The organism is Actinophytocola gossypii (genome assembly GCF_025165815.1).
Lineage (GTDB): Bacteria > Actinomycetota > Actinomycetes > Mycobacteriales > Pseudonocardiaceae > Actinophytocola > Actinophytocola gossypii.
Window position 1 is genome coordinate 212,133 of record NZ_JAFFZE010000015.1, and the last position, 19,018, is coordinate 231,150.

Here is a 19,018-nt window from a genome sequence, read left to right on the forward strand (position 1 = left end):
GCCGGGTGGGCGCCGGTTTTCGTGATGCGCTCTTTTCGAGTCCCTATTCCTGATTATGGAATGAGGCGCCGTCTTGACAGACAACCTGACACGGACCGAATCGCGCCTGGCGACGCTGGGCAGCGTGCTCGCCAACTGGCGCGACTGGAACCTGCCGGTCAAGCTCGCGGCCGTCACCCTGGTGCCGGTCGTCTTCGCGATCACCCTCGGCGCGATGCAGATCGCCGACCAGGTCGACCGCGCGAGCTCCTACCGCAGGGTGGACCGGCTGGTCGTGGTCAACGAGGAGCTGCGCTCCCTGGTCGCGGCGCTGCAGCGGGAACGGACGACCGGCGCGGTCCTGCTGGCCGCGCGCGCCGGGGACGTCGACGGCGAGCTGCGCGACGAGCGCGCCGCCGTGGACGACGCGCGGGTCGCCTTCACCCGGGCCACCGGCCGGGTCACGTTCGACGACGGCGTCGCCGCCGACCGCCAGGCCGACGTGCGGACCTGGCTGGGGGAGCTGCGCGGCGTGCGGGAGCAGGTGAGCGGCGCGCTGATCGACGCGTCCACCGCACTGGACCGCTACACCGACGTCATCGGCGCGCTGCTGCGGTTCGACCGCGCGCTGGCCGCCGAGGCCATCGACCCCGGGCTGGTGTCCGCGTCCTCCGCGCTGCACGACCTGGGCTCCATCCGCGAACAGATCCAGTACCAGCACGCGCTGGTCGGCGTCGGCATCGTCCGCGGCGGCATCGTCGGCCCCGACCTCGAGGCCCTGCGGGACTCGCTCGGCCGGCTCGAGGACTCCACCGCGGACTTCCGGGCCGTCGCCGGCGAGCCGCACGTCCGGGCGTTCGAGCGGGTCGTCGACCAACAGGAGGTCACCGGCCGCACCAACCTTGTCGGCACGATCGTGTCCAGCCTGCCCGGCACCCCGGTCCCCACCACCGCACCGGCGTGGGACGCCGCCTCCGCCGTGGCCGTGAGCGGCGTGGCCGAGGTCGCCGACGTGCTCGGCACCCGGCTGCGCGACCGGTCCGCGGCCCTGCAGGACGAGGCGAGCGACGGCGCCGGGCTCGCCGCGGTGATCCTGCTGGTCGCGCTCGTCGTCGCGATCGCGGTGATGTACGTCGTCGGCCGGCACCTGCTGGCCTCGCTCAGCGCGCTGCGGCGCGGCGCGCTGGAGGTCGCCGAACAGGGGCTGCCGGCCGCGGTCGCCCGGATCCGGGACCGGGGCGACGACGCCGAGTCGATCACCCTCGAACCGGTGCGGGTGACCTCCATGGACGAGGTCGGCCAGGTCGCCCGCGCGTTCGACGCGGTGCAGCGGCAGGCGCTGCGGCTGGCCACCGAGCAGGCCGGGCTGCGGGCGCAGTACTCCAGCGTGTTCGTCAACCTGTCCCGGCGCAGCCAGGGCCTGGTCCAGCGCCAGCTGCACCTGCTGGAACGCCTTGAGCGCGACGAGGAGGACGCCGACCAGCTGGCGACCCTGTTCCAGCTGGACCACCTGGCGACCCGGATGCGGCGCAACAACGAGAACCTGATGGTGCTCTCCGGCAGCGACGTCAGCCGGCGCAACCAGCGGCCGGCGACGCTGGCCGACCTGCTGCGGGCGGCGGTGTCGGAGATCGAGCAGTACCAGCGGGTGGTCATGCTGCCGCCGCCGGACGTGCGGATCGTCGGCTACGCGGTGGGCGACATCGTGCGGCTGACCGCGGAGCTGCTGGACAACGCGACAGTGTTCTCCGCGCCGGACACGAACGTCACGATCGCGAGCCACTCGTTCGAGGACGACTCGGTGTGCATCGCCGTGCTCGACGAGGGCATCGGGATGAACGAGACCGAACTGGACGAGGCGAACGCCAAGCTGGCCGACACGGCCTCGATCGACGTGACCACCTCGCGCCGGATGGGGCTGTTCGTGATCGGCAGGCTGGCCAGCCGGCACGGCATCGAGGTCCGGCTCGGTGGGGGGCACGAGGTCACCGGGGTGCGGGCCACCGTCACCGTCCCGGCCGAACTGGTCACGCCGGCGCCGGACAACCCGGGCAGGCCGGAGGCGCCGCCGCTCAGGGCGCCGTCCAGTGGCCTGGTGCCGTTCTCCCCATCGGTGAACGGACACGGGACCACCACGACCACCAAGACGAACGGCACCAACGGCGCGAACGGGAGCAAGCCGAGCCCGCTGCCCCGCCGCACCGCACTCACCAACGGAGCCAGCGGCACCAACGGGACCAACGGAGCCAACGGAGCCAACGGGACCGACATCGCGAAACGTCTCACCGCCGAACCCGAGAGGCCAGAACCCAAGGCCGCCCCACCGACCGGCCCGGACCCCCGGCCCGAGACCCCACCCCACGGCACACAAACCGGCACGGCCACCGGCACTGGCACTGAAACCGGCACGGGCACGGCCACCCGCACCGGCACTGAAGCCGGCACCGGCACCGGCATGGCCACCGGCACCGAAACCGGCACCGGCACTGAAACCGGCGCGGCCACCGGCACCGGCGCGGCCACCGGCACCGGCGCGGCCACCGGCACCGGCGCGGCCACCGGCACCGGCGCGGCCACCGGCACCGGCGCGGCCACCGGCACCGGCACGGACAGCGGCACCGGCACGGACAGCGGCACCGGCACGGACAGCGGCACCGGTGCCAGCACCGGAAGGGGCGCCGGTACCGAGAACGCCGAGGACTCCGGTACGGACACCGAGCCCGGCGACCGGATGCCGCTGCCGCGCCGCACTCCGACCCGGCCGGGTCAGCCCGTCGACATCGCCCGCCCGCGCACCCCGTTCACCCCCGCCGGCGAGCAGCTCTCGCCCGCCGACGGCCTGTTCTCCTCGCCCGGCCGTCCCGGCCACGGCGAGTCCCCGCCGCCGGCCGGCGCCCCCCGCGCGCCGCGGTTCCCGGTCCGGCGCACGCCGGCCGGCGGCCCCCCTCCGTCCTCGCCAGGCCGGCGCCCCGGCGGTCCGTTCACCCCCGGACGCGGCCCCGGCACCCCCGTCGACCCCCGCGCCCTCGACGAGACCACCCCGATCTTCGACGAGATGGTCTCCGCCTGGTTCCGCGAGATCAGCGACCCGCCGGGCCGGAGCGAGCCGGCACCGGCCGCGAACGAGCCGTGGCGGTTCAGCGCCGACGCCGGGTTCCACACCGCGCGCCAGGTCTCCCGCGCCGAGCCGGTCGAGTTCACCGAAACCGGCCTGCCCCGCCGCAACCCCCAGCAGCGCCTCGTGCCGGGCAGCGTCGCGGGGGAGTCCGCCCCGCCCACCGAGCCGTCCCGGCACGGCGCCGCCGCCGAGGACGTCCGGCACCGGCTCAGCGACTACCGGCAGGGCGTGCAGCGCGCCCGGCAGGCCGGGCCGCTCGAGGCGCCCGGCGACGGCTGGCGGTTCGCCGCCGACCTCGGGTGGCGGGCGGCCAACTCCGTCCCGACCTCGACGCCCGTCGCCTACACCCCCGGCGGACTGCCGCGCCGCACGCCGCTGGACAACCTCGTGCCGGGCAGCGTCGCGCCCGGCGCCCCGGTGGCCGAACCGGCCAGGGCCAACCGTGCCGAGGAGCTGCGTGGCCGGCTCGGCAGCTTCCAGAAAGGACTGTCGCGCGGCCGGCAGAGCCTCGCCGAACGCGGGGCGGTCAACGGTAATCCGGACAACAAGCAAACAGGAGTGTGAATGACGTCGCCGCAGTCCCAGCCGAGTCAGTTCGGCTGGTTGGTCAACGACTTCGCCGAGCGGGTACCCGGGGTGGCGCACGCCGTCGTGGTGTCCGCCGACGGCCTCCTGCTCACCTCGTCGGCCCGCCTGCCCACCGACCGCGCCGACCAGCTGGCGGCGGTCGCCTCGGGCCTGGTCAGCCTCACCCAGGGAGCCGCGCGGTGCTTCGAGGCGGGCGGGGTGAAGGAGACGATCGTCGAGATGCAGGGCGGCATCATGCTGCTCATGGCGATCAGCGACGGGTCGTGCCTGGCCGTGCTCGCCGCGCCCGTCTGCGACATCGGCCAGGTCGCCTACGAGATGACGCTGCTCGTCGACCGCGTCGGCATGCTGCTCACCCCCGAGTTGCGCGCGCAGCTGAAGGGCGCCGGCGGGAGGATGGTTGGGCTGCCGGCGTGAACACCGACGATCCGGACTCCGGCACGTTCGCCGACCTGGTCAACGGCCTCACCTTCGGCGGCCGGAAGGGCGGCGGACCCCCAGCTGCGCGGACGCAGGAGCCGCCGACGAACCCGCTGTCCAGTCAGGAGATCATGAAGCGCATCGACTGGCGCCCGGCCCCGGACCTCGACCACGACTTCGACGGTGACGCCGCGATCGTCCGCCCCTACGCGTGGACCAGGGGCCGCACGAAGTCCACTGTGGAGCTGCGGATCGAGGCCATGGTGTCGACCAGTGAGCTGGGCGAGGACATCGAGGCTCTGCCGCAGACCGAGCACCGCTCGGTGGCCGAGCTGTGCGCGGAGCCGCGCTCGGTCGCGGAGGTCGCCACGCTGCTCGCCGTGCCGCTCGGCGTGGCGAAGGTGCTGCTGGGCGACATGGCCGGGCTCGGTCTGGTCATCGTGCACAAAACGGCAACCGGTGGCGCCAACAAGGCACACCTCATGTTGATGGAAAGGGTTTTGAGTGGACTCCGTCGGCTTTGATGCTTCTGGCGCCCGCTCGGGGACGGCCTCCGAGATGACTTCGGTGAAGATCGTGGTCGGGGGCGGGTTCGGTGCGGGCAAGACGACGTTCGTCGGTGCGGTCTCCGAGATCATGCCGCTGACCACCGAGGCCGTGATGACCGAGGCGAGCGCGGGGATCGACAACCTGGACGCGACCCCGACCAAGGTGACCACGACCGTCGCGATGGACTTCGGCCGGGTGTCGCTGGAGCGGGACCTGGTGCTGTACCTGTTCGGCACGCCAGGTCAGGAGCGGTTCTGGTTCATGTGGGACGACCTGGTGCGCGGCGCGATCGGCGCGGTCGTGCTGACCGACACCCGGCGGCTCGCGGACTCGTTCTCCCCGATCGACTTCTTCGAGGACCGCGGCCTGCCGTACGTGATCGGCCTGAACGCGTTCGACGGGCAGCGTCAGCACGGCGTCGAGGAGGTGCGGGACGCGCTGGCGGTCGGGCCGGAGGTGCCGATCGTGCACTGCGACGCGCGGGACCGGGCGTCGGTGAAGGAAACGCTGATCACCATGGTCGAGTACTCGATGAGCCGCTGGGTCGCGGTGCACGGCGCCGGTGTGGGCTGAGCGCACAAGTGTTCGCCACTAAGCGCCCGCTTAGGTATCGTCGCCGGCATGGATCTGTCCCTCACCGAAGAGCAGGCAGCGCTGCGTGACCTCGCGCGCGACTTCGTCGACCGGGAGGTCGTGCCGCACGTGCGCGACTGGGACCTGGCCGAACAGGTCGACCGGTCGATCGTCGGCAAGCTGGGCGAGGTCGGGTTCCTCGGGCTGACCGTGCCCGAGGAGTACGGCGGCTCGGGCGGCGACCACCTGTCCTACTGCCTGATGATGGAGGAGATCGGCCGGGGCGACTCGGCGATCCGCGGCATCGTGTCGGTGTCGTTGGGTCTGGTGGGCAAGACGATCCTGTCCTTCGGCACCGAGGAGCAGAAGCGCGCCTGGCTGCCGGGGCTGACGTCGGGGGAGTCCCTGTCCTGCTTCGGCCTGACCGAGCCCGACACCGGTTCGGACGCCGGCAACCTGTCCACCAGGGCGGTCCGCGACGGCGACGACTGGGTGCTGACCGGCACGAAGATGTTCATCACCAACGGCACCTGGGCCGACCTGGCGCTGGTGTTCGCCCGTACCGGCGAGCCGGGTCCGCGCGGGGTGACCGCGTTCCTGGTGCCGACCGCGTCCGACGGCTTCGAGCACCGGGAGATCAAGGGCAAGCTCGGCCTGCGCGGCCAGTCCACCGGCGAGCTCGTGCTCGACGGCGTGCGCGTCCCCGACTCGGCCCGGCTGGGGGAGGAGGGCCAGGGCTTCAAGATCGCCATGGCCGCCCTGGACAAGGGCCGGATGTCGGTGGCCGCCGGCTGTGTCGGCCTCGCGCGGGCCGCGCTGGAGGCGTCAACGCGGTACGCGGGGGAGCGCCAGCAGTTCGGCCGTCCGATCGCGGGTTTCCAGCTGGTGCAACAGATGCTGGCCGACATGGCGGTGGGCACCGACGCCGCGCGCCTGCTGGTGTGGCGGGTGGCCGACCTGGTCGACCGCGGCGAGCCGTTCCGCACCGAGGCGTCGATGGCCAAGCTGTACGCGAGCGAGAACGCCGTCACCGCGGCGAACCTGGCGATCCAGGTGTACGGCGGCTACGGCTACCTCGACGAGTACCCGGTGGCGAAGATCCTTCGGGACGCCCGCGTGATGACCCTGTACGAGGGCACCAGCCAGGTGCAGAAGCTGCTGATCGGCCGCGCGCTGACGGGTGTCAACGCGTTCGTCTAGTCAGGGCCGGTAGGTGCCGAAGGACCACAGGTTCCCCTCGGGGTCGCGCGCGGAGTACTCGGTGGATCCGTAGTCCATCCGCATCGGTTCCTGCACGATGGTCGCCCCGGCCGCGCGGGCCCGGTCGTGGTGCGCGGCCGGGTCGTCGACGGCCGCATACAGCGTGATCGAGGACGCGAGCGGGTCCATCGGCTTCGACCCCATCCACCCCGGCTCGCCCGGCCCGCTTACCAGGACCACGCTCTCCCCGAGCCGGAGCTCGCCGTGCTGGAAGCCCCCGTCGGGTTCGCGGGAGACGGCCTGCTCGACGAACCCGAACGCCGAGCACAGCCAGGTGATCGCCTTGTCCGGGTCCTGGTACCGGATCGCTGCGTAGATTGTCATGCCCGCGACGCTAGGCGGCCGGTGACCAGCCGTATTGGAAGAATGTGACCTCGCTTGGCGTGTGTCCGAGGTACGCGCTCGGGGTCGTCCCGGCGAACTCGCGGAAGTCCCGGTCCAGGTGCGACTGGTCGTAGTACCCGCACTCGACGGCCACCCTTGCCGGCGGCCCCGCCGGCAACCGGCGCAGCACGGTGTCGAACCGGAGAACCCGCGCCGCCGTCTTCGGGGTCAGCCCGACCTGTTGGCGGAACCGTGCCACCAGGTGCCGCCGACTCCAGCCGACCTCGGCGGCCAGGTTGCCGACCAGCACGTTCCCGCCGCGTTCGACCATCCGCCGCCACACCCACTCGACCTCCGGGGCCGGTGTGGGCCCCGAGGCGAGCCGGTCCAGCAGGAAGGCGTCCAGTAGTGCGAACCGGGCGACCCAAGTCGGTGCCTCGGCCATCCGGGGGACGAGGGTCGCGCCGGCCGGGCCGAGCAGGTCGGTGAGGTCGACCGCGAGTCCGGTCAGCGCGGCCATGGGCGTGCCGAGCAGCCGGTAGGCGCCGAGCGGGGTGAGCTTGAGGTCGGCGCACTCGACGGCCCCGGTCTGCTCGACCACCCGGTGCGTGTCGGACGGCCCCGCCGCGAACGCACTCGGCAGACCGGTGATGTCCCCATGCAGGTTGACGATCACGGTGGCGGTCGGCGCCGCCGTGGCGACCCAACTGAACCGCGTCGACGGCGGCTGGGTGAACCCGGCGTAGTCCCTGGCCAGCAGCCCGCGCAGGGCCGGTGCGGGACGGCCCGAGGTGTGCCGGAACTCGGGAACCGTGCTCATGGCCCGAGCATAGGCGCGTGGGCTTAACGTGAGCTTTGAACCGGTTCGCTAGTCGTTTGGTTTGTTCTTGACAGATGCGGGATGCTGGCAGGGAGGCACTCTTCCCCCTGCTGGAGGCCCCCATGCGTCGGATCCTGTCGGTCGGTGTCGCGATCGTGCTGTTGGTGCTCGGACTGCCGGGGGCGGTGGCGGCCCAGGCCACCGACGCCCCGGCCGGGATGCACCGGTTCACCGTGGCGGTCGGCGGGCTGTCCGCCGACTCCCGGACCAACTGGGTCCGGCTCGCCACGTACTCGTTCACCACGGACGGACAGGTCTTCGAGTCGCACTTCCACTGGTCCCAGCGCAAGCGCGTGCAACGGAGCTACACCGGGGTCGTCGCCCGGGACTGTGTCGCCCGCGAGTGCAACGTGCAGACGGCGAACGGGTTCCAGGCCACCTCCGCACCCGAGGAACTGTCCGGCACCTACACCGTCGACGGCTCGACGCTGCGCATCTCCTGGACCGGCAACGGGTGGGAGGAGTGGACGGTCAGCCAACCGATCGACACGCTCGCCAAGCTCACCTTCGCCGGCAGCTCGTTCGGCGCCACCCACGGCTACGGCTACGGCAGCAACGCCGAATGGTCCGACCGCGCCTCCATGGCCGAGATCGCCGCGTTCGACCACGGCACGCTCGACCACAACTACCACCTCTGGAAGACCGACGCCGGCGACCCCTACATCGACGAGGGCTCCGGCAGCCCCTTCTGGGTGACCGACTGGGACCGGTGCACGAGCAGCCGCTGCCTCGGCGCCCGCACCCCGGCCACCGAGTACTACCTCGCCACCCCCAACACCACCTCGAACTCGCGCCGCGACACCCTCTGGCACTGGCGGACCGCGCTGGCCGACGGCCGGGGCGAGTACTGCTACGAGGGCAACTCGCACGTCAAGCCCATGCTCCAGATCATCGACAGCGACGGCGGCTTCCACGGCTGGGTCGCGGTCGAGGCCTCGCTGAACCAGACCGTGCCGGACCAGGGCGCGAACGCGGACGACATCGGCGTCTTCGAGATCTCCGAGTTCGGCTGACGGGCAACCCGGCCGCTCCCCGGCTCCGTTGACCTGATGTGGAGGCGAACGGACAGGGGACACAGTGAAACGGGCGGACGAGGCGGCGTACCGGGACTACGTGGTCGCGCGGATGGACACCATGCGGCGGCTCGCGTACCTGCTGTGCCGGGACTGGCACACGGCGGACGACCTCGTCTCGGTCACGATCAGCAAGCTCTACCGGCACTTCCCGCGCGTCAAGGACGACGAGCGCCTGGACGGCTACGTGCGGCGCATCCTGCTGCGCGAGTGGCTGGACGAGCGCCGTCGGCCGTGGCGGCGGGAGACGCCGACGGACGTGCTGCCCGACCTCGGATCACCTGTCGAGTACGGCGTCCTCGACCGGGCCCAGCTGCTGGACCTGCTCGACGGCATGCCACCGCGGCGCCGCGCCGCGGTCGTGCTCCGCCTCTACTGCGATCTCTCGGTGGAGGAGACCGCCGAGATTCTCGGCTGCACCACCGGCACCGTGAAGAGCCAGACCGCGCGGGGGCTCTACACGCTGCGGGCCAGGGCGGCCGAGGTGACCGACTAGGCACACGGAGAGAACGATGGACAAGAAACAGTTCGACGACGCGATCGGGGAGGCCCCGCCGTCCACAGTGGACGTTCAGGCCGCGATCGTGCGCGGGCGCCGCGCGGCGCGGGTACGGGCGGTGGCGAGTCCGACCGCGGGCGTCGCCGCGGCGGTGGTGCTGGTCGTGGGCGCGGTGGCGTTCACACTGCTGCCCGGTGAGCGGGAAGGGGCGGCGCGGCCGGCGGAGCCCTCCGCCACGCCGGAACCTGTCCCGGAATCCGAGTGGTGCCTGCTCGAGGACATGGAACCGCGGACCGCCGAGCCGCCGCGCGCGGCGAAGGCGCGGCTCACCGCGCTGGCCGCGGACCTGGTCGGCGCGCGCCTGCCAGCCGGCGCCGAGTTCAGCGCAGCACCCAACCGGAGCGCCGAGGCCGGTCCGCTCGAATTCTTCCAGATCCACTCACCCGGCGGCGCGACGAACGGGAAGGACAACGCGGCCTGCGGCATCGACCCGTACGCGTACCACGCTTACGCGAACATCGAGGTGGACGGGCGGTTCACCAGTATGAGGCTGTCGGCGTCGGTCACGATCACGCCGCTGCCCGGGAGCTGTGACGAGGTCCCGTGGGGCGCCGTGACACCACCCTGTGAGGCGTTCACCACCGACGGCGGCGACCGCGTGCTCGCCTGGACGGAGGTGCTCGGCAAGAACCCCGACACCACCACGCGGAACGTGGTGATGGTCGACAAGTCGGACGGTACGAGGGTGGACGTCTCCGCCGACAACCGCAGCGACCCCGCCGGCCCCCCGAAAGAGCCCGGAGCGGCGCAGCCGCCACTGACCGTCGACCAGCTCGCCGAGATCGCGCTCGACCCGAGGTTGACCGTCTTCCCCTGACCCGCCGGCCTCACCGCGCCAGGAAGTGCCAGCCGACCCACACCCACAGCGCGACCACCACGAACCGGCCGGTCCGGGTGGCGACCAGGATCCGTACCAGGTCGCCACCCGTCGGCCGTTTCGGCACCGCACGCCGCGCGATCAGCTCCACCGCGAACCCCACCAGCACCAGCAGCACGAACCCGACGCCGAGCACCCACGAGATCATCGGCGCACCAGCAACCACAGCCCGGCCAGCCACAGCACCCAGCCGGCGACCCGCAGCGGGTAGATCGCCAGCACCGGGTCCAACAGCAGGCTGAACGACAGCTCGCCGAGCACCAGCGAGGCGACCTCCCAGACGGTGAACGCCAGCGCCCACACCAGCCAGGCCAGGTGCCGCCGGCCGAACCGCCCGCCCGGCACCCTCGGCCGCCGCACCAGCGCCACCGCCGCCAGCGCGGCCACCCCCGGCACGAGCACGGCCACCAGCGCCGGCACACTGTGGCTCGCGAACGTGGCGCCGAGCAGCGCGTAGCCCAACCCGGCCGCGACGGCCCAGGGCGGAAGGCGCTGCGTGTGCTCGATACCCCCATTGTTCCCGGTGGGCGCCCGGCCAGGCAGGATCGGGGCATGGGTACTCCTTCACCGCTGCATGACGTGCACACCGCGCTCGGCGCGTCGTTCACCGACTTCGCCGGGTGGTCGATGCCGCTGCGCTACGGCAGCGAACTCGCCGAGCACCGGGCGGTGCGCGAGGCCGCCGGCCTGTTCGACCTGTCGCACATGGGCGAGATCGAGCTGACCGGGCCGGAGGCCGGGCGCGCGCTCGACCACGCGCTGGTGGGGAACCTGGCCAAGCTCAAGGTCGGCCGCGCCAGGTACACGATGATCTGCGACGCCGACGGCGGGGTGCTCGACGACCTGGTCGTGTACCGGGTCGGCGAGGACCGGTACCTGGTGGTGGCCAACGCGTCCAACGCCGTCCGGGTGGCCGGTGAGCTGGTCGCCCGCGCTGAGGGCTTCGACACCGAGGTCGTCGACCGGTCGCGGGAGGTCGCGCTGGTCGCCTGCCAGGGGCCGCGCTCGGCGGGGATCGTCGGCCGGGTGTGCGACGCCGACCTGGACGCCCTGACCTACTACGGCAGCGCGCCGACCAGCATCGCCGGCCACGACGTGCTCCTCGCCCGCACCGGCTACACCGGCGAGGACGGCTTCGAGGTGTTCGCCGATGCGGCGCACGCCACCGACGTCTGGGCCGCGCTGACCGACGCCGGCGCGGCCGACGGTCTGCTCCCGGCCGGCCTGGCCGCCCGCGACACGCTGCGGCTCGAGGCCGGGATGCCGTTGTACGGCAACGAACTGTCCGCGGAGATGAGCCCGTTCGACGCCGGTCTCGGCCGCGTGGTCAAGTTCGACAAGGACGCCGACTTCGTCGGCCGCGCCGCGCTGGCGGAGCGCGCGAAGAACGCCGCCGACCACGTGCGGGTCGGCCTCACCGGCGAGGGCCGCCGCGCCCCCCGGCACGGCTACCCGGTACTCGACGGCGACACCCCGGTCGGCACGGTCACCAGCGGCGCGCTGTCCCCGACCCTTGGCCACCCGATCGCGATGGCCTACGTGCCGCCGTCGCTGTCCGAGCCCGGCACCGCGCTGTCGGTCGACGTGCGTGGCAAGGCGTTCCCGGTGACGGTCGTCGCGCTGCCGTTCTACCAGCGCTGACGGGTCAGCGGTCCATCAGGGCGAAGACGCCCCAGCCCAGGTACTCGCGCTGGTACGTGACGTGGCTCGCGGGAGCGGTGGTGAGCTCGGCCGCATTTCGTCGGCCAATGGGTCGTGCGGGTTGGCGTCGAGCCACCGGCGGATGCTCATCCACTGGGCGGCGACGTAGCGGTCCCGGCCATCCTGGTCGGTGATGACCATCTCCACCACGTCGCAGCCAAGCTCGCCGAACCGCTCGACCAGCTCGGGCAGTGGAAGCAGGTCGTCCACGCTGGTGAAGTGGCGGGCCTCGACGGTCGCCTGGTCCGGCGGTTCGCGGCGCCAGTACGGCTCGCCGACCAGCATCACGCCGCCGGGACGGGTGCTTCCGCGGAGCAGGTCGACGGTCCCGGCGACGCCGTCGCCGATCCAGGTGGCGCCCAGACAGCCCGCGACGTCCACCGGTGCGGCCGCCGTGGCGTCAACGGAGTTACCGCGCCGGCGCCTGGTCCCGTTCGCCACCGACCGGCACCGGGAGGACGACCTCCTGCGGGACCGGTGGCCGCGCGTGCTCGCAGATCCGGCGCCAGCACTCGATGAGCTGGAGGTTGGCGTTCGACCGGAGGCCGACCTCCAGCGCCGGCACCAGCTTCCGGTGCGTCTCGTCGTCGAACAGAGGCGCGCCCGTCGCGGCCACCTGGAGGAACGTGGTGGCGTTGCGGACACCCCTGGCGTGCAGCTGGGCGCGCTTGTCGGCGGCGTCCGGGCCGAGCTGGGTGTGCAGGATCGCCTGGTCGGCCCAGTCGATGATCCGGTTCGGCGCCAGTCGGGTGTTCAGCAGCAGGTCGACCAGGTCCGCGGTGGCCATGTTGGGCACGTTCTCGATGTCCTCCTCCTCGAGCCGTACCTGGTGCCACACCGACAGCCCGTCGAGCTGGTCCAGCGGCAGCGCGGCCCGCATGCTCGGCACGGTCAGGAACCGCAGCTTCTTGAGGTGGTGGGAGATGATCTGCCAGAGCACCAGCGGGAACACCCCGACCGCGAACGCCACCGCGTACAGCGTGCCGCCGCCGAGCAGGCCGAGCCGCTCGTTCACCGCGGTCAGCACCCAGACGCCGATGATCGCGAGCACGATCCGCATCGACACCGAGATGTAGGCGCTGCCGCGCAGGTCCTTGAGCGCGTAACGGCGGAACAGCATCTGGATCGAGAAGAAGTACGCGCCGAGGAAGGCCAGCGTGATCGGCTGCACGGTCGGCGTGAGCGCCTCGATCCACGCCACCACCTCGGTGGCCGCCCGGTCGGTGCTCACGTCCACCGGCGGCAGGGTCAGCAGCCAGCCGATGGAGATCAGCGCGGTCGAGGCCAGCACCGGGATCGCGGCGGTGGTCACGCCGGTCGCCCCGCTGAAGTGCGCCCGGGTGTACCGCTCGAACCGGTCCTCCTGCACGGTCCGGTGCACCACCTCGGGCAGGTCCCCGTACACCGCGCCGAAACGTTGCAGGTAACCCGAGATCCGGCGCCGCCTGGTGACCTCACCCTCGCCCGGCTGCTCGCGCATCAGCCCCAGCCGGTCGAGGTTGGCGAGGAACTCGTTGAGCAGGCTGACCCGGCGGGTGCTGATGAACAGGTACCACAGGATCGACGGCAGCAGGCAGACCACGAGCAGCAGCGCGGCGCGGATCGCCACCAGCTGCAGGTGCTCCGGCAGCACCGCGACCCCACCCACCAGGGAGATCAGTGCCGGCGCGGCCACGAACATCACCAGTGCCGCCCGCCGCTGGGACCACTTCTCGCGTTGCTTGGACAACGACTCTTCCTCTTCCGGTGACAGCTCCACCGGGACGTTCTTGGTCATGCCGCCTCCCCACAGACGCATACCCCGGAATCGTTCTCAGGCTATCCGTCGTTAGGGGGCGGTGAGTGCGCAATCGACTACTACGCGGCGCCGGCTTTCGCGCGGGCCTCGGCCACCGCCTTGCTCAGCTCGTCGCGGCTCATCTTGGAACGGCCCTTGACGTCCAGGTCGCGGGCCAGCTTGTCCAGGTCGGCCTTGCTCAGGTTGTCCAGGTCGTCCGAGTCGGCCTTCGAGTCGGCCTTGCTCTCCTTCGCCGTGGGCTCGTCACGGCGCTTCTTGCGGCCCTCGACGCTGCGGGACAGCGCCTCGAACAGGTCCACGACCTTCGTCGGCTCGCTCGGCTCGGACTCGGCGACGATCTCCCGGCCCTCGCGCTTGTCCTCGATCAGCTTCTCGACCTGCTCGGTGTAGGTGTCGTGGTACTCCTCCGGCCGCCACTCGTCGGTCATCGACTCGATCAGGTTGACCGCCATCTCGATCTCCTTGCCGCGCGCGGTGGTGATCTCCGGCAGCGACTTGAGCTCCTTGGCGGGGTCGCGGATGTCCTCGGCGAACAGCAGCGTGTTCAGCACCAGCAGCCCGTCGCCGGCGCGGACCGCGGTCAGGTACTCCTTGCCGCGCATGACGAACGACGCGATGCCGGCCCGGTTGGTCTTCTCCATCGCCTGCAGCAGCAGCGAGTACGACTTGCCGTACTCCTCCTTGGCCGGGGCGAGCCAGTACGTGCGCTGGAAGTGGATCGGGTCGATGTCGTCGAGCTCGACGAACGAGCTGATGTCGATCGTGCGGGACCGCCCTGGCGCGATGGCGTCCAACTCGTCCGGCTCGATGATCACGTACTCCCCGCCGCCGAGGTCGGCGCCCTTCACGATGTCGGAGAACGCGACCTCCTTGCCGGTCCGCTCGTTGATCCGCTTGTACCGGATCCGGTCCGAGGTGCCCCGCTCGAACTGCCGGAAGCTGATCGTGTGGTCCTCGGTCGCGCTGTACAACTCGACCGGGATGGTCACCAGCCCGAAGTTGATCGCGCCGCTCCAGATCGGTCGTGCCACCGTTACCGCCTCCCCACGCTGTCGTACGGATCATCATGACGTGTTCGAGGATCGGCGCACCAGTCGTGTTTGATCCCGATCCGCCTCGGGTACCACGTCTTCGCACGGCCAAGCGCGAACGACGGAGGGCACACCCATGGTTGACGTATCGAGGCTTCCCGGTCCCGTGTCGGAGACCTGGGACTGGCAACGGCTGGGCGCCTGCCGGGGCCAGAACAGCGAGATGTTCTTCCACCCGCGCGCCGAGCGCGGCCAGGCGCGGGAGGAGCGGATCGAGCGCGCCAAGGAGATCTGCCGCGGCTGCCCCGTCATCGTCGAGTGCCGGCACCACGCGTTGACCGTGTACGAGCCGTACGGCATCTGGGGCGGCCTCGACGAGGGGGAGCGCCGCGCGGCCTACCAGCACCGGAAGCGCCGAGGTCAGCACGTCGCCTGACCTCCCGCCTGGCTTGCGAGCCGGACCGTGGCGCCGACCAGTCGGGGGCCGTCGAGGAGTTCGGGGTCGTTGTGACCCGCACCGGGCACCTCGACGGTGGTGACCGGCCCTGCCGCCGCCTCCGCCACGGTCCGGCTCAGCATCACCGGCACGATCTCGTCCGCCGACCCGTACACGACCGTGGTCGGCACCCGCACCCGCCGGACGTGCTCGGCCACCCGGAACCGGTCCTTGAGCAGCAGCCGGACCGGCAGGAACGGGTACAGCTCCGCCGCGACGTCGGCCAGCTCGGTGAACGGTGAGCGCAGCAGCAGCCCGCACGGCGGGTGCTCGGTGGCCAGCTCGGCCACCACCGCCGCGCCGAGGCTCTCCCCGAAGTACACGATCCGCTCCGCGCCCCGCTCGACCAGGTATCGCCTGGCCGCGCGCACGTCCAGCGCGAGCCCGTCCTCGGTGGGGTCGCCCGGGTTGCCGCCGTACCCGCGGTAGTCGAACAGCAGTACCGACATCCCGCGCTCCCGCAGCGCCGCCGCGAGCGGTGCCCTGGCCGCGCGGTTGCCGGCGTTCCCGGCCGCGACCAGCACGGTCACGCCGGTGCCGGTGCCGCGTGCCGGCACGTACCAGGCGCCGAGGGTGAGCCCGTCTGCGGTGCGCAGTTCGACGTCGCGGGCGCCGTCGAGCACCGAGCCGGCGGCGGGCACCGGGCCGTCGTCCGGCAGGTACACCAGGCGCCGCTGGAACAGGTAGGCGAGTGCCAGCACCACGACCGCCAGCACCACCACGACGACGAGCACTCTGAGCAGCACGGCACGAGTCTTGCGCAGCGCCCCGGACACGGCGTTCATGGTGCCCGACACTAGGGTTTACCCGTGCTGACCATGCAGGACGCGTTGCTGGCGTTGACCCGATACTGGACCGACCGTGGCTGCATGATCGTGCAGCCGTTCAACACCGAGGTCGGTGCCGGAACCCTCAACCCCGCCACGATCCTGCGCGTGCTCGGTCCCGAGCCGTGGCGGGTGGCCTATGTCGAGCCGAGCGTGCGGCCGGACGACGCCCGGTACGGCGAGAACCCGAACCGGCTGCAGACGCACACCCAGTTCCAGGTGATCCTCAAGCCAGACCCGGGCGACCCGCAGGAGCAGTACCTGGCGAGCCTCGAGGCGCTCGGCATCGACATCGACGCGCACGACATCCGCTTCGTCGAGGACAACTGGGCCAACCCGGCCACCGGCTCCTGGGGCCTCGGCTGGGAGGTGTGGCTGGACGGGCTGGAGATCACCCAGTTCACCTACTTCCAGCAGGCCGGCGGGATGAGCCTGGACCCGGTGTCGGTGGAGATCACCTACGGCGTCGAGCGGATCATCATGGCGCTGCAGGGCGTCAGCCACTTCAAGGACATCCAGTACGCGTCCGGCATCACCTACGGCGAGGCGTTCGGCCAGGCCGAGTACGAGATGAGCCGGTTCTACCTGGACGACGCCGACGTGGAGACCCAGCGGCGGCTGTTCGAGGACTACGCGGCCGAGGCCCGCCGGATGCTGGACGCGCGGCTGCCGGTGCCGGCGCACGTGCACGTGCTCAAGTGCTCGCACACCTTCAACGTGCTCGACTCGCGCGGTGCGGTCTCGACCACCGAGCGCGCCAGGGCGTTCGCGCGGATGCGCGGGTTGGCGCGGGAGGTGTCGGCGCTGTGGGCCGCGCGCCGCGAGGAACTCGGGCACCCGCTCGGCGAGACGCCCGCGCTCCCGGCCGCCACCCCGCCCGCGACGCTTCCGGAGGTCACCGGCCCGGCACCGCTGCTGTTCGAGATCGGCACCGAGGAACTGCCGCCCGGCGAGGTCACCCGCTCGGCGGGCGCGGTGCGGGACGCGCTGGTCGCCAAGCTCGCCGGGACGAGGCTCGCGCACGGCGAGGTGACCGTGCACGCGACGCCCCGGCGCATCGTGCTGCTGGTCGACGACGTCGCCCCGCGCGAGCCGGACGCCGAGCGGTTCGTGCGCGGGCCGCGCGTCTCGGCCGCGTTCGCCGCCGACGGCTCGCCGACGAAGGCCGCCGCCGGGTTCGCCCGCGGCCAGGGCGTCGACGTGTCCGCCCTGGAACGGGTGACCGTCGGCGACGCGGAACACGTCGGGGTACGCAGGACCGACACCGGGCGCGGTGCCGTCGAGGTGCTGGTCGAGGTGCTCGGCGCGCTGGTCGCGGAGCTGCGCGCGGACAAGAACATGCGCTGGAACGATCCCGCGCTGTCGTTCACCCGCCCGGTGCGCTGGCTGGTGGCGCTGCTCGGCGACGAGGTGGTGCCGGTGGTGGCCTCGACCCTGGCCGCCGGGCGCGTGACCCGCGTCCACCGCACCGCCGACACGCCCGAGGTCGAGGTCCCGTCGGCGTCCGGCTACCTGGAGTTCCTGGCCGCGCACGGCATCGTGGCCTCCGTCGCCGAGCGCCGCTCGTCGGTGGTGACCGACGCGACCGCGCTCGCCGAGTCGGCGGGCGGCACGATCGACGTCGACGGCGAGTCGGCGCTGCTCGACGAGATCACCAACCTGGTGGAGCAGCCGAACGCGATCCTCGGCGGCTTCGCCCCGACGTATCTCGAACTGCCGCAGGAGATCCTGACGACGGTGATGCGCAAGCACCAGCGGTACCTGCCGGTGCGCGCCGCCGACGGGGCCCTGCTGCCGCACTTCGTGGCCGTCGCCAACGGCTCGTGCGACGCCGACGCCGTGCGCGCCGGCAACGAGGCGGTGCTGCGGGCGCGGTACGAGGACGCCAGCTTCTTCTGGCGGGCGGACCTGAAGGTGGCCCCGGAGACGATGAAGGCCGGCCTGGCGAGGCTGGCGTTCGAGGAGCGGCTGGGGTCGATGGCCGACCGCGCGTCGCGGATCGCCCGGGTGGCCGGCGACCTCGGCTCGTCCATGCCCGACGCCGAGCGGGCGACCCTGGCACGCGCGGCCGAGCTGGCGAAGTTCGACCTCGGCTCGCAGATGGTGATCGAGCTGACCAGCCTGGCGGGGGTGATGGCCCGCGAGTACGCGGTGCGGGCCGGGGAGCCGGCGGAGGTCGCGCAGGCCCTGTTCGACATGGAACGCCCCCGCTCGGCCGGCGACGCCGCGCCGGCGACGGTGCCCGGCGCGGTGCTGGCCCTGGCCGACCGGTTCGACATGCTGGTCGGACTGTTCGCGGTCGGGGCGGCGCCGACCGGTAGCTCGGACCCGTTCGGCCTGCGCCGCGCGGCCGCCGGCGTGATCACGATCCTGCGCGCGCACCCCGGCCTGCGGGAGATCACGTTCGCCCGAGGCCTGTCGGTGGCCGCCGAACACGTACGCGCCCAGGGCATCGAGGTGGCCGAGGAGACCCTGGCCGAGGTCGCCGAGTTCATGCGCCGCCGCCAGGAGCAGCAGCTGCTCGACGCCGGCCACGACCACCGGCACGTCGCCGCCGTCCTGGCCCTGCCTCCCGCCACCGCCGCCGAAACCCTGGCCGAGTTGGAGTCCCGCCAGGGCGACGAGGAGTTCGCCGCCCTGGTGGCCGCGTTGCAGCGCGTCCGCCGCATCGTCCCGCCCGAGACGACGGCGACCTACGACCCGGCCCGCCTGACCGAGCCCGCCGAAGCGGCCCTGCACCAGAGCCTGACGAAGGTGAGCGCCACCCTCGGCGACGGCACGAGCGACCTGGCGGAGTTCGTCGCCACCGCGAGTGGCCTCACCGCCCCGATCAACACCTTCTTCGACGACATCCTGGTGATGGCCGAGGACCAGGACGTGCGCCGAGCCCGCCTTGGCCTCCTGGCCGCGATCCGCGACCTGGCCGCCCCGACCCTGGACTGGCAGGCCCTGGGCACCCAGTAGG

At 72.3% G+C, this 19,018-nt stretch carries 19 protein-coding genes; 11 read left to right on the plus strand and 8 right to left on the minus strand.

What is annotated here, in order from left to right; all coding sequences use genetic code 11:
• Positions 1-73 precede the first annotated feature (73 nt).
• The 5 genes from JT362_RS19885 to JT362_RS19905 are packed head-to-tail and all read left to right on the plus strand — an operon-like array spanning position 74 to position 6,427.
• The gene (locus tag JT362_RS19885; RefSeq protein WP_260192900.1) at positions 74-3,661 is read left to right on the plus strand and encodes a sensor histidine kinase; all 3,588 of its coding nucleotides are present in this window, start codon (positions 74-76) and stop codon (positions 3,659-3,661) included.
• Positions 3,662-4,102, plus strand: a complete 441-nt coding sequence (locus JT362_RS19890) for a roadblock/LC7 domain-containing protein (protein WP_260192901.1) — start codon at positions 3,662-3,664, stop codon at positions 4,100-4,102.
• Positions 4,099-4,629, plus strand: coding sequence for a DUF742 domain-containing protein (locus JT362_RS19895; protein WP_260192903.1), 531 nt, complete (start codon positions 4,099-4,101; stop codon positions 4,627-4,629). Before JT362_RS19890 ends, JT362_RS19895 begins: the two co-directional genes overlap by 4 nt.
• Positions 4,610-5,227 carry a GTP-binding protein gene (locus JT362_RS19900; RefSeq protein ID WP_375546533.1) on the plus strand — a complete coding sequence of 206 codons (618 nt, stop codon included), beginning with the start codon at positions 4,610-4,612 and terminating at the stop codon, positions 5,225-5,227. Before JT362_RS19895 ends, JT362_RS19900 begins: the two co-directional genes overlap by 20 nt.
• Before the next feature lie 48 nt (positions 5,228-5,275).
• The gene (locus tag JT362_RS19905; protein WP_260192906.1) at positions 5,276-6,427 is read left to right on the plus strand and encodes an acyl-CoA dehydrogenase family protein; all 1,152 of its coding nucleotides are present in this window, start codon (positions 5,276-5,278) and stop codon (positions 6,425-6,427) included.
• Here the strand turns inward: JT362_RS19905 and JT362_RS19910 are convergent, their stop codons facing one another.
• Together JT362_RS19910 and JT362_RS19915 are read right to left on the minus strand one after the other, a co-directional pair.
• A complete protein-coding gene (locus JT362_RS19910) occupies positions 6,428-6,811 on the minus strand; it encodes a VOC family protein (RefSeq protein WP_260192907.1) in 384 nt (127 codons plus the stop codon). It abuts the gene before it with no gap.
• A gap of 10 nt (positions 6,812-6,821) precedes the next feature.
• A complete protein-coding gene (locus JT362_RS19915) occupies positions 6,822-7,631 on the minus strand; it encodes an AraC family transcriptional regulator (RefSeq protein ID WP_260192908.1) in 810 nt (269 codons plus the stop codon).
• 122 nt (positions 7,632-7,753) lie between these two features.
• Between JT362_RS19915 and JT362_RS19920 the strand changes: the two genes are divergently transcribed.
• The 3 genes from JT362_RS19920 to JT362_RS19930 all read left to right on the plus strand — a co-directional run bounded on the left by JT362_RS19920 (position 7,754) and on the right by JT362_RS19930 (position 10,140).
• Positions 7,754-8,704 carry a hypothetical protein gene (locus JT362_RS19920; RefSeq protein ID WP_260192909.1) on the plus strand — a complete coding sequence of 317 codons (951 nt, stop codon included), beginning with the start codon at positions 7,754-7,756 and terminating at the stop codon, positions 8,702-8,704.
• Between the two features lie 64 nt (positions 8,705-8,768).
• Positions 8,769-9,260 carry a SigE family RNA polymerase sigma factor gene (locus JT362_RS19925; RefSeq protein ID WP_260192910.1) on the plus strand — a complete coding sequence of 164 codons (492 nt, stop codon included), beginning with the start codon at positions 8,769-8,771 and terminating at the stop codon, positions 9,258-9,260.
• A gap of 16 nt (positions 9,261-9,276) precedes the next feature.
• Positions 9,277-10,140: a hypothetical protein gene (locus JT362_RS19930; RefSeq protein ID WP_260192912.1), complete on the plus strand. Its 864-nt coding sequence runs from the start codon at positions 9,277-9,279 to the stop codon at positions 10,138-10,140.
• Between the two features lie 10 nt (positions 10,141-10,150).
• Here JT362_RS19930 and JT362_RS19935 read toward each other — a convergent pair whose 3' ends face one another.
• The gene (locus JT362_RS19935) at positions 10,151-10,348 is read right to left on the minus strand and encodes a DUF6186 family protein (RefSeq protein ID WP_260192913.1); all 198 of its coding nucleotides are present in this window, start codon (positions 10,346-10,348) and stop codon (positions 10,151-10,153) included.
• Positions 10,345-10,662 (minus strand): hypothetical protein, encoded by a 318-nt coding sequence (locus tag JT362_RS19940; protein WP_260192915.1) that lies wholly within the window; start codon positions 10,660-10,662, stop codon positions 10,345-10,347. Before JT362_RS19940 ends, JT362_RS19935 begins: the two co-directional genes overlap by 4 nt.
• A gap of 90 nt (positions 10,663-10,752) precedes the next feature.
• On the opposite strand from JT362_RS19940, the gene gcvT reads away from it, so the two are divergent.
• Positions 10,753-11,841, plus strand: a complete 1,089-nt coding sequence (gcvT, locus tag JT362_RS19945) for a glycine cleavage system aminomethyltransferase GcvT (RefSeq protein WP_260192916.1) — start codon at positions 10,753-10,755, stop codon at positions 11,839-11,841.
• Positions 11,842-11,856: 15 nt separating this feature from the next.
• Here gcvT and JT362_RS19950 read toward each other — a convergent pair whose 3' ends face one another.
• From JT362_RS19950 to ku, 3 genes are all read right to left on the minus strand, one after another.
• Positions 11,857-12,342, minus strand: a complete 486-nt coding sequence (locus JT362_RS19950; RefSeq protein ID WP_260192918.1) for a hypothetical protein — start codon at positions 12,340-12,342, stop codon at positions 11,857-11,859.
• Positions 12,311-13,678 (minus strand): hypothetical protein, encoded by a 1,368-nt coding sequence (locus JT362_RS19955; RefSeq protein ID WP_260192919.1) that lies wholly within the window; start codon positions 13,676-13,678, stop codon positions 12,311-12,313. The genes JT362_RS19950 and JT362_RS19955 overlap by 32 nt, the downstream gene beginning before the upstream one ends.
• An 80-nt stretch (positions 13,679-13,758) precedes the next feature.
• On the minus strand, positions 13,759-14,730 hold the full coding sequence (ku, locus tag JT362_RS19960) for a non-homologous end joining protein Ku (protein WP_260192920.1): 972 nt from the start codon (positions 14,728-14,730) through the stop codon (positions 13,759-13,761).
• 136 nt (positions 14,731-14,866) lie between these two features.
• Between ku and JT362_RS19965 the strand changes: the two genes are divergently transcribed.
• Positions 14,867-15,166: a WhiB family transcriptional regulator gene (locus tag JT362_RS19965; RefSeq protein WP_260192922.1), complete on the plus strand. Its 300-nt coding sequence runs from the start codon at positions 14,867-14,869 to the stop codon at positions 15,164-15,166.
• On the opposite strand, the gene JT362_RS19970 is transcribed toward JT362_RS19965, so the two are convergent.
• Positions 15,151-16,011, minus strand: coding sequence for an alpha/beta hydrolase (locus JT362_RS19970; protein WP_260192924.1), 861 nt, complete (start codon positions 16,009-16,011; stop codon positions 15,151-15,153). The genes JT362_RS19965 and JT362_RS19970 overlap by 16 nt on opposite strands.
• Positions 16,012-16,044: 33 nt before the next feature.
• Between JT362_RS19970 and JT362_RS19975 the strand changes: the two genes are divergently transcribed.
• Entirely contained in the window at positions 16,045-19,017 is a 2,973-nt protein-coding gene (locus JT362_RS19975; protein ID WP_260193237.1) for a glycine--tRNA ligase, read from the plus strand.
• Position 19,018 lies beyond the last annotated feature (1 nt).